This window comes from Bacteroidota bacterium (assembly GCA_013696965.1).
Taxonomy (GTDB): domain Bacteria; phylum Bacteroidota; class Bacteroidia; order JACCXN01; family JACCXN01; genus JACCXN01.
On the sequence record JACCXN010000030.1, the window covers coordinates 63,213 to 77,381 of the forward strand.

General features: G+C 32.9%; 12 protein-coding genes and 1 pseudogene. 4 read left to right on the forward strand and 9 right to left on the reverse strand.

All coding sequences use genetic code 11. The annotated features are described in order from the left end of the window. Window positions 1-2: 2 nt before the first annotated feature. From H0V01_05105 to H0V01_05125, 5 genes are all read right to left on the reverse strand, one after another. Complete coding sequence (locus tag H0V01_05105) at window positions 3-599, reverse strand: hypothetical protein (protein MBA2582751.1); 597 nt, start codon at window positions 597-599, stop codon at window positions 3-5. After that, the gene (locus H0V01_05110; protein ID MBA2582752.1) at window positions 596-2,245 is read right to left on the reverse strand and encodes an alkaline phosphatase family protein; all 1,650 of its coding nucleotides are present in this window, start codon (window positions 2,243-2,245) and stop codon (window positions 596-598) included. The genes H0V01_05105 and H0V01_05110 overlap by 4 nt, the downstream gene beginning before the upstream one ends. 8 nt (window positions 2,246-2,253) lie before the next feature. Next, on the reverse strand, window positions 2,254-2,625 hold the full coding sequence (crcB, locus tag H0V01_05115) for a fluoride efflux transporter CrcB (GenBank protein MBA2582753.1): 372 nt from the start codon (window positions 2,623-2,625) through the stop codon (window positions 2,254-2,256). An 80-nt stretch (window positions 2,626-2,705) separates the two neighbouring features. After that, on the reverse strand, window positions 2,706-4,046 hold the full coding sequence (locus H0V01_05120; protein MBA2582754.1) for a UDP-glucose/GDP-mannose dehydrogenase family protein: 1,341 nt from the start codon (window positions 4,044-4,046) through the stop codon (window positions 2,706-2,708). 64 nt (window positions 4,047-4,110) lie between these two features. After that, on the reverse strand, window positions 4,111-5,232 hold the full coding sequence (locus tag H0V01_05125; GenBank protein MBA2582755.1) for a DegT/DnrJ/EryC1/StrS family aminotransferase: 1,122 nt from the start codon (window positions 5,230-5,232) through the stop codon (window positions 4,111-4,113). A gap of 329 nt (window positions 5,233-5,561) precedes the next feature. On the opposite strand from H0V01_05125, the gene H0V01_05130 reads away from it, so the two are divergent. Then, entirely contained in the window at window positions 5,562-6,317 is a 756-nt protein-coding gene (locus H0V01_05130; protein ID MBA2582756.1) for a hypothetical protein, read from the forward strand. 17 nt (window positions 6,318-6,334) lie between these two features. Next, the gene (locus H0V01_05135) at window positions 6,335-7,561 is read left to right on the forward strand and encodes a 3-deoxy-D-manno-octulosonic acid transferase (protein ID MBA2582757.1); all 1,227 of its coding nucleotides are present in this window, start codon (window positions 6,335-6,337) and stop codon (window positions 7,559-7,561) included. Between the two features lie 259 nt (window positions 7,562-7,820). Here H0V01_05135 and H0V01_05140 read toward each other — a convergent pair whose 3' ends face one another. The 4 genes from H0V01_05140 to H0V01_05155 form a co-directional block, all read right to left on the reverse strand. Then, window positions 7,821-10,295 carry a S8 family peptidase gene (locus H0V01_05140; GenBank protein ID MBA2582758.1) on the reverse strand — a complete coding sequence of 825 codons (2,475 nt, stop codon included), beginning with the start codon at window positions 10,293-10,295 and terminating at the stop codon, window positions 7,821-7,823. Between the two features lie 425 nt (window positions 10,296-10,720). Continuing rightward, a complete protein-coding gene (locus H0V01_05145; protein ID MBA2582759.1) occupies window positions 10,721-11,092 on the reverse strand; it encodes a GntR family transcriptional regulator in 372 nt (123 codons plus the stop codon). A 1-nt stretch (window position 11,093) separates the two neighbouring features. After that, window positions 11,094-11,825 carry a hypothetical protein gene (locus tag H0V01_05150; GenBank protein ID MBA2582760.1) on the reverse strand — a complete coding sequence of 244 codons (732 nt, stop codon included), beginning with the start codon at window positions 11,823-11,825 and terminating at the stop codon, window positions 11,094-11,096. Between the two features lie 3 nt (window positions 11,826-11,828). Then, complete coding sequence (locus H0V01_05155; GenBank protein ID MBA2582761.1) at window positions 11,829-12,665, reverse strand: ABC transporter ATP-binding protein; 837 nt, start codon at window positions 12,663-12,665, stop codon at window positions 11,829-11,831. A gap of 249 nt (window positions 12,666-12,914) precedes the next feature. Here H0V01_05155 and H0V01_05160 point away from each other — a divergent pair, with 249 nt between their 5' ends. Together H0V01_05160 and H0V01_05165 are read left to right on the forward strand one after the other, a co-directional pair. Beyond that, window positions 12,915-13,169 carry a hypothetical protein gene (locus tag H0V01_05160; protein MBA2582762.1) on the forward strand — a complete coding sequence of 85 codons (255 nt, stop codon included), beginning with the start codon at window positions 12,915-12,917 and terminating at the stop codon, window positions 13,167-13,169. Window positions 13,170-13,399: 230 nt separating this feature from the next. Continuing rightward, a pseudogene (locus tag H0V01_05165) lies at window positions 13,400-13,741 on the forward strand (radical SAM protein). Window positions 13,742-14,169 lie beyond the last annotated feature (428 nt).

Here is a 14,169-nt window from a genome sequence, read left to right on the forward strand (position 1 = left end):
TATTAAGCACTACAAGGTTCACGCATATCAATAAATGTAATGTACCATTTCATATTAATCATTGAAAAACACCAGGTGTAATTAGAGGTATTAACAACAGTTACATCAATTGTGGCAACAAGATTTTTGACTTCCACTTTTTCTTTCTCACTCACATCCAGAAATTCCCAAAAATTTCCTTTTGAAAGCCTGTTTTCTTCTTTTACAAAAACACCTTTTTTAGTCCAGAAATCAGGGAAATTATCACAATCGATAAGCGGCAGTTCTTCATGATTAAACTTGGTTGTTACTGTACTTCTGTCAAAAACAAAAAATGATTTATCGTTGTAATGAGGGCTAAAAACAGCTATGTCCTTTACATTAACAATTGATGGTAGCGCTCCTGGTGATTCAATTATATACAATCCATGTACAGGATGAATATATTTGTTAAACCCATCGCGATCGCCTCTTGAAACAGTCTTGAAAAAATCTTCATAAACATAATTGAAATCCTTAGGCCCATTGTCATTTTTTATTTCGGCATTATTTTCCGACAACTGCTTTGGGGAACAGGAAAATAAAAGAAAACAAATAAAAAAAAGTACTAAACTTTTCATTTTTTATATAATGGATTTAACACAGCATTAATAGGGGTTCCAGTATTACCATTTGGCATTGAAACTTTAAGAATAACAGATAAAGTAGGGGCTATATCCGTAATAAAATAAGGTTCACTGGTTTCCCCTTTCTTAATTTTCCATCCATACCAAATCAAAGGAACATGTGTATCGTAGTTATAGACTGTACCATGTGTTGTTCCCTTAATATTAAATTCCATCCAACCTGGCTCCAATACAATTGCTACATCTCCGGAACGCTGCTGGTGAAAGCCTGCCTGCACAAGTGAAGCAGGTTTGTGAACAAAATCGGATGTTGATAATTCCTGAGAAGTATAAACATTCGAAATATTAGGATAATTAATCAGATACTGCTTTGCAAATTGTTGCATCTGATATAAATCAATCCCTTTTTCGAAAATTAACTTCCTGTTAAAAGTAAACTGTTCATTGTAATAACTTAAAATCCAATCTCCTTTTCCGTATTTTTCATTTAACAATTGCCTTAAATCAGCCAATGGTTTGGATGAATCAAAAATTCCGGCAGGCATTTTATTGTGGTTTAAAAATCCCGGATTATGCGCAGCCCCATGATCTGCGGTTAAAAAAATCAAATAGTTTTCCTTTCCAACCTGCTTGTCAAGAAAAGCAATAAGTTCGGCAATATCCTTGTCTAGTCGCAGGTAATTATCCTGAATTTCTATGGAATGAGTTCCAAATTGATGACCAATATAATCCGGAGATGAAAAACTAACAGCAATAAAATCTGTATTTTCTCCTTTTCCTAAATTCTCATTTATTACAGTTTCCATTACAAAATCTTTGGTAAATGTATTTCCAAAAGGGGTTTCACGAAGAAGTCCAAGTCCTTTTAATTTTACAATTTCAGGAAGATTATGAGGGAAAACAGGTTTATCCTGACCATTAAAAGCTTCTTCAAATGGATTATCATCAGCAAAGCTTTCTTTATATTGCGCTATTGGCAATAAAGTGTTCCACGGAGAAGAAAGATATTTGGAGGGAAGTTTTTTATTGTTAAACTGTTTTACCCAGGCAGGCAATTCAGCCATGTAATGTGTACTGCTTATCCAGTTTCCAGTTTCGGAATCATACCAGTAAGCAGCATCGGCAGAATGTCCGGCAGGCAGTATTGCTCCTCTGTCTTTTAATGAAATTCCAATAACCTTGGATTTGAAATTGCTTGAAATTTTCAATTCATCAGTAATTGTTGTCGTAAGCATATTAGCAGGAGACATTACTCCAGCTAAAGTATGACTGCCAACAGTTTTCACATTAGCATCATCCGTACAATAAATTTTACGCTTTTCTTTTAAAACGTACCAATTGTTTCCTATTATACCATGAATTGAGGGGGTTGCTCCTGTGTAAATAGATGCATGACCAGGTGCAGTGAATGTTGGCATGTAATTGAAACTTGTATTCTTACAATTGAATCCCTCATTCATTAGCTTTTTAAAGCCATCGTTTCCGTATTTTTCCCAATAGCGGTATAAATAATCGTAGCGCATTTGATCTACCACAATTCCTACAACCAATTTTGGCTGCTCATTTGATTTTGCTTTTTGTGAAAAAGAAATTTGTTGAAAAAGCATTAAAAAGCAAAGGGATAAAAAAACTTTTTTCATAGCAATTTTTAAATCGTTAATTTTTTGGAAAGTATAAAAACAATTCCAATACACATGGCCAGGCTTAATGCAATGTTTAATATTGCATAAGCAGAGTATCCGGAACGAAAAAGCAATACAGTTTCCAAACTGAAGGTTGAAAAAGTACTGAATCCACCACAAAATCCTACGAAAAGTAATAATTCCATATTTTGGTTAATTATCTTTTTTTCAGAGAAAAAAACCATCAATGAAATTAAAATTATGCAACTTAAAACATTGGCTATTAAAGTGGCTAATGGAAAGAATAAATTGAAATTATGAGTGATTAATTTTGATATTCCATACCTGGATACACTTCCTAAACCTCCTCCTAAAAACACCCATAAAAACTGGATCATTGGTAATCTTCTTTTTGTGTGAATTTAAGCAAGAACATCAAATCATGAATTTGCATTTCTAGTGATTAAAAAAGGCAATTTCAATCAAGAGAAGTCTTAACATTTGTTTGTTCATTTACAATTTCCCTTCCTATGCTATCGTAATAAAAACCATGATCCTTCATTACATTTAAATCATAAAGGTTTCTGCCATCAAACACAGTTTTATTCTTCATTAAGGCAGCAATTTTATTAAAATCAGGATTTCTGAAAACAGCCCATTCAGTTGCTATTAATAAACAATCTGCATCCTTTAGCATCTGATACTGATCGTTATTCAAATCAATCTTATTTCCATAAAGCTTTCTAACATTATTCATAGCTTCCGGATCAAATGCTGTAATTGTTGCTCCTAGTTCTAAAAGCTCATTAATAATATGCAAAGCTGGAGCTTCGCGAATATCATCTGTATCAGGTTTAAATGACAAACCCCATACTGCTATTTTTTTTCCTTTTAAATTGTTTTTAAAGTACTTTTTTAGTTTAGAAACAATAATTGTTTTCTGCCTTTCATTTACTTGCATAACTGAATTCAGAATTTTAAAATCATAACTATTGTCTTTTGATGTTTTAGCAAGTGCCTGCACATCTTTAGGAAAACAGCTTCCTCCATAACCAATTCCTGAGAATAAAAATCTTTTACCAATACGCTCATCAGAACCTATTCCCATTCTGACCATATCTACATTTGCGCCTACTTTTTCGCAAAGGTTTGCAATTTCATTCATAAATGAAATTTTTGTGGCAAGGAATGCATTTGCTGCATATTTGGTAAGTTCAGCTGAGCGCTCATCCATAAAAATAATTGGATTTCCTTGTCGCACATAAGGCTTATATAAATCAGTCATTGTTTTAACTGCCTTTTCGGAACTAGCACCAATAACAACACGGTCTGGTTTCATGAAATCCTCAACCGCAAATCCTTCTCTTAAAAACTCAGGGTTAGAAACCACATCAAAATCCACCTTTGCATGTTCCGCAATTGCCTGTCGAACTAATTCGGCGGTTCCAACTGGCACTGTGCTTTTATCCACAATAACTTTGTAGTTTTTCAGTAATTTTCCAAGTTCTTTGGCAACTCCTAAAATATATGAAAGATCTGCAGAGCCATCCTCTCCCGGAGGGGTAGGCAAGGCAAGAAAAACAATTTCAGCATGTTTTATCCCCTTTTCAAGATCCGTGGTGAAATTCAACCTGCCTTGTTTAATGTTTCTTTCAAAATATACATCAAGATGGGGTTCATAAATTGGGATAATACCATCTTTCATTTTTTGAACTTTTTCCCGATCAATATCAATGCAAATTACATTATTTCCTGTTTCTGCAAGGCAAGTTCCTGTTACCAAACCTACATATCCTGTTCCTACTACAGCTATTTCCATTTTTTTTATTTAATTCCTTTTTTTATTAAAATCGCAATGCAATATAGTCAAAATCGTTTAACCTTCAAAAAGACAGTACGGCATCCGTTATATACTTAAGCTGTTCTTCATCCAATTCAGTATGCATAGGGAGAGAGATAACTTTTTCGCAAAGTGATTCGGTTACTGGGAAATCGCCACTTTTATATCTTGAGTCGGTGTATGCTTTTTGTTTATGCAATGGAACAGGATAATAAATCATTGCCGGTATTTCTTTTCCAGCCAGGTATTCCCTTAATTTTGCCCTGTCAATTCCTTCTAATTTAAGTGTATATTGATGAAAAACGTGATCAGAATAAGACGTCCTTGCAGGAGCATGAATTCCAGGATGAGCTGAAAAAGCTTTGTCATAATAATCAGCAGCACTTTGTCTTGCCTTGGCATAATGATCCAGTAAGGGAAGTTTTATTCTCAAAACAGCTGCCTGTATACTGTCCAGCCTGGAATTAACGCCAATTTCATCATGATAATATTGTACAGATTGTCCATGATTGGCAATCATTTTTATTTTTTTTGCCAGCTCATCATTGTTGGTAAAAATTGCACCACCATCTCCATAACAACCTAAATTTTTAGAAGGGAAAAATGAAGTACATCCAACAGTTCCAATAGTACCGGCTTTTTTCACACTACCATCAGAAAAAGTATAGCGGGCTCCGATTGCTTGAGCCGTATCTTCAATAACAAAAAGATTGTTTTTTTTTGCAATAGCCATTATTTTTTCCATATCAGCACATTGTCCGAACAAATGAACCGGAACAATTGCTTTAGTTTTAGGAGTTATTGCCTTTTCAAGTGCTTCTACATCTATATTGAAAGTATCTGGGTTTACATCCACCAGCACAGGAGTTAATTTAAGCAAGGCCATTACTTCTGCAGTAGCTACATAGGTAAAACTGGCAGTAATAACCTCATCTCCTGGCTCAAGCCCAAGAGCCATCATGGCTACTTGCAGGGCATCTGTTCCATTGGCGCAAGGTATTACATTTTTAACATCCAGGTATTGTTCAAGTTCTGATTGAAATTCCTTTACCTCTGGCCCATTGATAAATGCAGTTGATCTAATAACATCAATTACGGCCTTATCAATCTTCTCCTGTATTTTATCATATTGACCTTTAAGATCAACCATATTTATTTTCTTCATATTCTTTGATTATTCGACTGCGAATATAATCAAAAATGAAAAATTCAGTGCATGATTCAAATAAATGAGTAGTATTAAAATGATTGAAAGATTGCATTTTTACTCCTAAAAACATTTTCAAATCGCTCAAAAATCCGGCAATAAGATTTTACTAATATCGTTCAAAAGGGTATCTTAGCCAAAATTTCAGCCAGGCACAACTTTTTTACAAACAGGAATAAATAAACATAGCTGTCCCGATAAATTGGGATGATAATAAAAAGGCCTAATGCTTAAGCATTCATGAGTTCCTTTGAGGAATAATTATAAAACGAATAAATTATATACAAATGAAAAAACACATTGCCTTACTTTTGTTTTCATGCTGTTTTTCATTGCTTTCGTATTCCCAGGTAAATGTTGAAGATTCTATAATATCTACTCCCATTATTGTTGCGAATTATGCATACCAGTTTCCTGGTGGAAATTTAAAGGACAGGTTTGGAAATAATTCAAGCATTGGTATTTCCTTTTTACAAAAAACAAAACAAAACTGGCTCTGGGGCTTTGAATTCAGTTTTATTTTTGGTGGAAAAGTAAAAGAGGATTCTTTATTTCGAAACATATCAACCAAAAATGATTTTCTAATTAACCAACATGGCGCATATGCTGAAATCCGTTTTTTTGAAAGAGGCCATTTAAGTACTTTAAAAGGTGGAAGGTTGTTTCCTGCTTTAGGCCCAAATCCTAATTGCGGATTCATTGCCATTGCAAGTGTAGGCTTGCTCCAACATAAAATTCGGATTGAAAATCCTGAAAACAATACTCCACAAATTTTAAATGATTACAAAAAAGGGTATGACCGTTTAACAAATGGCCTTGCTGTTTCTGAATTTTTTGGTTACATGTATTTAAGCAACAACAGACTTTTGAATTTTTACGGTGGGGTTGAATTTGTTCAGGCCTGGACTCAAAACAGGAGGGATTTTAATTTTGACACCATGGAGAAAGACAATACCCGGAGAAATGACTTTATGTCCGGAATAAAGGTAGGCTGGGTAATTCCTCTTTATAAAAAAATGCCTAATAAATTTTATTATTACTGATAATCCATTCAGGGCAAATGCTTTTTTTATACACCATTGGAATTCAAGTCTTTTATTATCTGATTCGAATTTCCTCCCTTTTTAATTCGAAGGCAAAAAAATGGGTTCAAGGTCGAAAAGGCCTTTTTAATCATCTTGAAAAATCAATATCAAAAACCGATGAAATTATTTGGTTTCATTGCGCTTCTTTGGGTGAATTTGAACAAGGAAGGCCTGTTTTGGAGGCCATTAAAAAGTTAAAACCTGAGTTTAAAATAGTGCTTACTTTCTTTTCTCCATCAGGATATGAAGTAAGAAAAAATTACCCCCTTGCTGATTACGTTTTTTATCTTCCACTGGACACCAGAAAAAATGCTGAAAAGTTTATTCATATTGTAAATCCTCAAATGGTAGTTTTTGTAAAATATGAATTCTGGTATCACTTTATCAATGAACTTTATAAAAAAGAAATTCCTTTATATATTGTTTCTGCAATTTTTAGAAAGGATCAGCATTTTTTTAAAAATTATGGAGGTTGGTGGAGAAGTATGCTTAAAAAAACAAGACATATTTTTCTTCAGGATGAACAATCCCATCAGCTTTTAAATTCGTGGGGTATTCAGAATTCATCTGTAGCTGGAGACACCCGGTTTGATAGAGTTTATTATGCTGCATCTGTAAAAGAATCGGTGCCGGAAGTAGCTGATTTTTGTGCTAATTCAACTGTGTTTATTGCCGGAAGTACATGGCCTGAAGACGAAAATCTATTGATTGATGCAATCCAAAAAAATGCAAGTCAATGGAAATTTATTATCGCCCCCCATGAAATTTCTTCTACTCGAATTAAAAACCTGGAAAATTCATTAAAAGGAATTGAAATTATTAAATTTTCAGATTTAAAAAACAACGCTTTGGAATCAGCTAGAGTTTTAATAATTGACAATGTTGGTCATTTATCAAAATTATATTCTTATGCTCAAATTTCATATATAGGAGGAGGGTTTGGAAAAGGAATACATAATATTTTAGAAGCTTGTGCTTTCGGTGTTCCTGTTATTTTTGGCCCCAACTTCAATAAATTTAAGGAGGCAAAAGATTTAATTTCTAAAAGGGGTGCATTTAGTATAAAGAATTCTTTAGAACTGGATAAAATCCTGCATAATCCTTTATTAAATACAGCAGGGAAAATATGTTTAAACTATGTGGATCAAAACAAAGGGGCAACAGAAAAAATTGTTGGGGAAATAGTACATGTTTTAAAATAATCAGAAATAAAGAAATAACCATCCCCTACACATTCATTCCGATAACTTTTTTATAGCATTTGTTGAAGGTTTTCATATTCCTATATTCAAACCAAAGTATGAAATCAAATTCTGCCCTGTTTTCATATTTTTCTTCATAAAAAATCCAACTTCAAATAAAAAAAACCTCTAATGGCCGGTAATTAAACTACCAGTCATTAGAGGTCTTAAGCGAAAAAAAGTTTAATTTTCGTATACCTTTTATGGGTAAAAAAAATTACTATTTATTCAGCATAATTTTTTTAACCATTAATTGTTCATCGGTTCTTACCTCAACCAAATAAATTCCATTGGCGTAATTGGAAAGGTCAATTTTAATTTCCCTGTTCTGAAAATTATTTTCATTCATTTGAACCATTAATTCACCCATTAAATTATACACTTTGGCTTCTACCTGCTTGCTTTCATTTCCATTTAAAGTAACAAAAACATTTCCTGTAGATGGATTAGGAAAAATGCTTACTGCACTTTCCGTTTGTGTTTTTATACCAGTTGTTGTTTTGTCATAAACAACAAAATTATCAATTACAACTCCTTCAGATTCTTCGTATTCATCTGAAGCCATGTTGAAACGAAATTTCACACTTGATTCTCCAACAAGAAAAGGAAGATCATGTCCATACAATTTCCAGGTAGAGCTTGTACCAGTCCATTGAGACCCATTACACAAAAGTCCTGTTGTACTTCCGTTTCCAACAAGGGAACTATTATACCAATTTGGACTTGAAGATGTACCTAATTTTGTCCATGTGTCCCCATTGTTAATTGAGTATTCAAAATACAATGCATCCCAATCCTGTTCAATAACGAATGCCATGTAAAATTCTACACGTGGTTCAATTAATGAGGATAAATCAAAGCAAGGGCTTTGCAAATAATTATAGGTAGAGTAATCATGAACTCCGGAAAGATTTGTTGCATATACTTTTGTACCTGAATAAGCAGAGTTTAATACTGTACCAGCTGGCACTCCAAGTTGCCATTTATCCCCAGGTGATGCATTTAAATTGGTGTTTTGCACTCCAGTTGCGCTATGGGACCAAAAATCGCCTCCTGATTCAAAATCATCCAAATAGGTAAAAGTATTGATCAATGAAACAGAGAATGGAACAAATAAACTATCGTTGCTGGTATTTTCATCTGTTGAACCATTAGGAGAAGAAGAATTCACATAGAGTATATGCATTCCGCTGGAAGTAGATTGAATTGGCAAAGTAACATTTGTGCTTTGACCACTTGCAAGACTACCTACCCAGTTATAAGTGTCGGAGGACAATGCATCCAATTGAAAGTTAATTATTACAGAAGTAAGGGTATTGGAACCTAAATTTCTCAAGGTTATCATTGGTGTAAAATCACCATTGCAAGATGATCCTGCCGGAGAGCTTATTTTAACAACAGCAGCATCAAGTGCCACAGTTGAAGCATTTGCACAAATCATAGCCTCATAAGCATTAATTCTACCTGCACCTAAAAGTCCTACATAAGCAGAATTTTGAGCATCAATATTTACAGCAGAGCTCTGCAGGCAACTCTTAACTTGTGCAGGAGTCATGGCAGGATTAACTGAAAGCATTAATCCACATAAACCAGCAACTAAAGGAGAGGCCATAGAGGTTCCAGAAAGATTTCCATAAGTATTTCCAAGGGTTGTGCTACGAATATTAGTACCTGGTGCAGAAATATCAATCCAGCTACCAAATTGAGAAAAACTAGACTTAGTATCATTAGAAGCCGTTGCAGCCACACTTATTACATTCGGGTATGCAGCAGGGTAAAACATGGTTTGTACATTATCATTTCCTGCACCTGCTACCAGCACTATTCCTAAATTATAGGCATTATTTACTACTGTAAGTCCATAATTTGAAGATGCTCCCCCACCCCAAGACATATTAATTACATGTGCTCCATTTTGGGCCGCCCAGGTAATTCCTTCATAACCTGAAGTTAGGGTTCCGGTAGCATCCTGAGCAATCTTTACAGGCATTATTTTAATATTAAAACCAATAGATGCAACACCAGTACTATTGTTTGTAGATGAGCCGGAAGTACCTGCAACGTGTGTTCCATGAGTCCAGCTTGTATTATTATTAGGTGGATTGGTATTGTTGTCTCCATCTGCAACATCTCTTCCCGCAACTACATTATTCACAAGATCATTATGAGTAACCTGTATGGCATTATCAGTAATAGCTACTATAACACTTGATGATCCAAGTGATATATCCCATGCCTGAGCTGCATTGATTTTAAACAAATGCCACATGTTTGTAGAAGTGTATAAAGGGTCATTTGGAGTATAAAAAAGTTTATGTAGTTCCTTTTTTTCTGCATATAAAATATAATCAAGCTGACTTAACTCTTTTGTGAAAACATCAACTTCAAATTGGTTAGTAAACTCTATTTCATATGTTAGCTTTAAAGCCACATTAATGTTATCCGGATGTTTCTGGGTAATCTTTACAATACCGTATTTATCCTCTAGTTTTTTTAAAAAATCTATCTTATTAATATCTGCATTTCCATTGTTATCCGAAGGAATATCAATAATTGCAGATGGTTTTAACTGAAAAATAATTTTTCCATCCTGGTACCATTCATACACTTGTTGAGAAAACACAAGATTGGAAATACAGAAGAATAAAACAATAAGAAATGTTTTTTTAAAACATAGCAAGTAGCAATTTTTCATATAAAGTGTATTAGTTTAGAAACAGATTTTTAGAAAATTTCTTTAAATTAACACAAATTAAACTAAAATTAAAATTTGCTTATTGATTATTATCAAAAAAATGGAATTATTATTTAAGTATTTACAATTCCTTACTCTCAATTTCCTGAGTTCTCAATCATTTCTTGAATCTATTTCTGAAATGTTGAATCAATTACTTGATTTGAATTTTGTTTCTCATAATATTTTGCTGTGCCAATTACCCAGGAAATAAGCAATAATGAAGAAAAAAGAAATGCTAAGAGTAATTTATTACTTGTTTTCATATGTATATAATTTGTTTTTTAAAGGCCATCCCGATTTATCGGTATAGCTATGTTAAATTCATTTATGTTGAGAATTTCTAACTCCTAAAATGTCAAATTTTTTAACTGTTTTCAATAGTCTTATGTATGGCTGGTATTCATTGCCTGATAAAATTTACCAATATCATCAAGAGAAAGATCCAGCAGATGCATTGTTTTAAAAAACAAGGGGAGATCTTCTTTAATAAATTGTTCTTTCTTTAAATCCCTGATCTTTTTGTAAGCATCTTCAGTTACAAAATACCCGATTCCTCTTTTGTTGAATATAATGCCTTTATCCTGTAAAAAATTTATGGTTCGCATTGTAGTATTCGGATTTACCTCAAATTCAACAGCTAAATCCCTTATCGAAGATATTTTATCCCCACTAATCCATTTTTTTTGTAAAATATTCTCAAAACAATAATCCGCTATTTGCAAATAAATTGCCTGATTATTTTCTTTAAATTCCATATTAAACCTGCCTTTCTTTTAATTTAAAAAATGATACCAACAACATGAAAGGACCTAACAAATACCAGAACAAAAAAGAAATTACAGGAACAAAAGTGTCTGTAATATATGTTGTAAAACCAATGTCCATTGTGCGAGAATCTACCTGGCCTCCCTTAAAAATCAAGGATACTGTTAGGGCTGAAAATATAGAAATTAGAACACAAAATAAAAGGATGGATAAAATTGTTTTCAAAAAATTATTCCCCTTAAAGGTACATGCTCCAAGCATAAAAAAAGTTTGAATTACCAAATAAACTCCAACTGATCTCCAGGTATCTAAATCAAAAAAGTAGCGCAAACTAATTTCAGCACCGGAAATCAATGAACTTAAAGAAATGATCAGAAATATAAACAGTAGATAAATCATGGTAAAACCGGGGGATGTAATAAGCCATGCTCCTGCCATTTTTTCCATATTTGAAACAGGCAACGTGAGCAAACTATAACTTTTTTGAGGTTTATCCAGTTCAGAAAATATCTTGCTGGTAAATATTAAGCCAGAAAAATAAAAAACAACAATATACAGTGCTTTTAAATTTTCCAGAGCATAAGGGTTTACATAGGCTATAAGGATAGTTAGGATTGTTAAAAAACCGGATATTGCTCCCAAGGCTATCCAAAATGATTTAATGTTCATTATTGATTGTCTTCTAATAAAAAGACCCAATCTTTGCATGTTTAATTGATACATAAGTTAAATATTAAATAGTTTATTTATCATTTCAGGTGATTTTACCAATCCGTTAAAAAGCAACTCCAGGTCTACCCTTCCCTCCATTCCTGAATTATTTTTAATAATTCCGGCAGTTTTACCTGATAATTCTTCAGAATATATTAGCTCTTCCCCTTCTATATTCTTTAAATTTTGTTCAAAGCACATGCGTTGAGAAATCCCTTCCAGGCTATTATGAAAAATAATTTTCCCATCCTCCAAAACAACAATGTTATCTATCAGGTTTTCTAGGTCCCTAACTTGATGCGTAGAAATTACAATCAGCTTTTCCTGATCTAAGGAAGAAGCAATAATTTTACGAAACTGACTTTTTGATGGAATATCCAAACCATTGGTTGGTTCATCCAAAATAAGCAGCCTGGCATTGGTAGCAAGACCAAAAGAAATCAAGAACTTTTTCTTTTGACCATAAGAAAGATCAGAGACTTTTGAATCCAAACTCAGTTCAAATTCCTTGAGATAATTTATAAATTGATCCTCATTGAACCTGGGATAAAAAGGACTATTTATGGCAATAAAAGTTTTAATTTTAATCCCCGGCAAATCAAATTCCTCCGGAACAAGATAGATATCAGCCAGCATTTGAGGTATTCTTTCACAGGCCTCATACCCCAATACTTTAACTGTTCCTTTATCCGGATAATTCATTCCTAAAATGTGTTTTAACAAGGTGGATTTGCCAGCCCCATTTTTTCCCAACAAACCATAAATAAATCCTGGTTTCATTTCCAAATTCAGATTTTCAAAAATGGGTTTCTTTTTGTTATACCTGAAAAATATTCCTTCTAGTTGTATCATAATTATTTATTTTTTTATCCTTAGTGTATTAGATCACTAACACACTGCAAAATTAATCATTGTTTTTTAATTTCCAAATAAAATTTAACATTCTTTATATCCATTGCAATTCACCCATTTTGAACAAAAAAAATTGAAAATTTAAAACTAATATTGTTAATTACCTGTTAATATATTCATTTTGGCCCATGTGTTTTCTATTCAAATTTGTCTTAACTTAGTTTAATAATTAAATGAAAATCTTATAAGATGAATAGTTTATATCAAATATCCGATAAGGGCCACGATTTGGCTATAGAATCAGCAGTAAATGATTATTTTAACGAGTTCATTAATCATCATCCAGAACGCCTTTCTGGATTAAGGGTTTATGGAATTCTACCAGGAGATATTTTGCAATGGATCAATAATCATCAGTTATGCAATTCATGGTCAGAAGAACACCGGAGTTCAGTTATTGCTGCCATTGGAAAGGTTTACAACAATTACATTATCGCTGCTTAAGGCTTCTTTTATTATATTATAATCGAGGGTAAGTTTTAATTTATTAATTACAACCTTACCGCTAATTTTTCTTGTACCCTTATTTAAAACTTAATAAAATTCAGATAAAAGGAAGCCTAATTTAAAATGCTCCTAAAAGTAACGCTTTATTTTAATTGAATCGTCCTGATTTTTCTTGAAACCATTTCTCAAAATCCTCTGCATTGTCTTATTTTACCTACCTTTGCAACATGCCAGGGTATAATGATAATACTATTAAAGGGAGAGGAGCTCAAAGCAATCCTGCTAACCCATTTATTAAACAAAAGTATGTATCAGAGCATATTGAAGGAATTGATGAATTTGGTTTACCTTCTTCCAAAACTCAGTTCTTCATTGAAAATGCAAAAAAAATTGTAAATAAGGTGGACAGTCCTGATTTGGGCTTGATGTTTTCTATGAACCCCTACCAGGGATGTGAACACGGCTGTGTTTATTGCTATGCAAGAAACAGCCATCAGTATTGGGGATTAAATGCCGGTCTTGATTTTGAAAGTAAAATTATAATTAAAGAAAATGCAGCTGAATTATTGGAGAAGGCTTTTCTTAATAAAAATTGGAATAAAGAACAGTCTCAAAAATTTGCAATTATGCTATTCTTTTGCCTGTTGGTTATAATTGTAGCTTTCTTTATTGAACAGGAAAAGAAAAACAAAAATTTAATTTAATTTAATTTAATATGGAACAAAAATTTAAATCAGGTGACCTGGTAATAACAATTTAAAAGAAGTATATTGTGAATGGTTTCAAGAGGGAAATTTAAAAGGAGCTAAATTTCATCAGGACACACTGGAACTGTGGCAAGATTATTAAAAAAAAGCCCAGCTGTTAAGCCTGAGGCCACTGAAAAAGTCTTTTTAAGAATTAAATGTTAATAAAAGGGAGTAGAAACGCAAGTTTATCTACTCCCTTTTTTGTATTTTGTATCAGATTCAAAAGCCTAATATACATGCTGGTACAA

Excerpts from the sequence above, each read along its gene's own strand:
- H0V01_05105 (MBA2582751.1), bottom strand. The coding sequence starts at position 599 with ATGAAAAGTTTAGTACTTTTTTTTATTTGTTTTCTTTTATTTTCCTGT.
- H0V01_05110 (MBA2582752.1), bottom strand. The coding sequence starts at position 2,245 with ATGAAAAAAGTTTTTTTATCCCTTTGCTTTTTAATGCTTTTTCAACAA.
- crcB (MBA2582753.1), bottom strand. The coding sequence starts at position 2,625 with ATGATCCAGTTTTTATGGGTGTTTTTAGGAGGAGGTTTAGGAAGTGTA.
- H0V01_05120 (MBA2582754.1), bottom strand. The coding sequence starts at position 4,046 with ATGGAAATAGCTGTAGTAGGAACAGGATATGTAGGTTTGGTAACAGGA.
- H0V01_05125 (MBA2582755.1), bottom strand. The coding sequence starts at position 5,232 with ATGAAGAAAATAAATATGGTTGATCTTAAAGGTCAATATGATAAAATA.
- H0V01_05130 (MBA2582756.1), top strand. The coding sequence starts at position 5,562 with ATGAAAAAACACATTGCCTTACTTTTGTTTTCATGCTGTTTTTCATTG.
- H0V01_05135 (MBA2582757.1), top strand. The coding sequence starts at position 6,335 with ATGCTTTTTTTATACACCATTGGAATTCAAGTCTTTTATTATCTGATT.
- H0V01_05140 (MBA2582758.1), bottom strand. The coding sequence starts at position 10,295 with ATGAAAAATTGCTACTTGCTATGTTTTAAAAAAACATTTCTTATTGTT.
- H0V01_05145 (MBA2582759.1), bottom strand. The coding sequence starts at position 11,092 with ATGGAATTTAAAGAAAATAATCAGGCAATTTATTTGCAAATAGCGGAT.
- H0V01_05150 (MBA2582760.1), bottom strand. The coding sequence starts at position 11,825 with ATGTATCAATTAAACATGCAAAGATTGGGTCTTTTTATTAGAAGACAA.
- H0V01_05155 (MBA2582761.1), bottom strand. The coding sequence starts at position 12,665 with ATGATACAACTAGAAGGAATATTTTTCAGGTATAACAAAAAGAAACCC.
- H0V01_05160 (MBA2582762.1), top strand. The coding sequence starts at position 12,915 with ATGAATAGTTTATATCAAATATCCGATAAGGGCCACGATTTGGCTATA.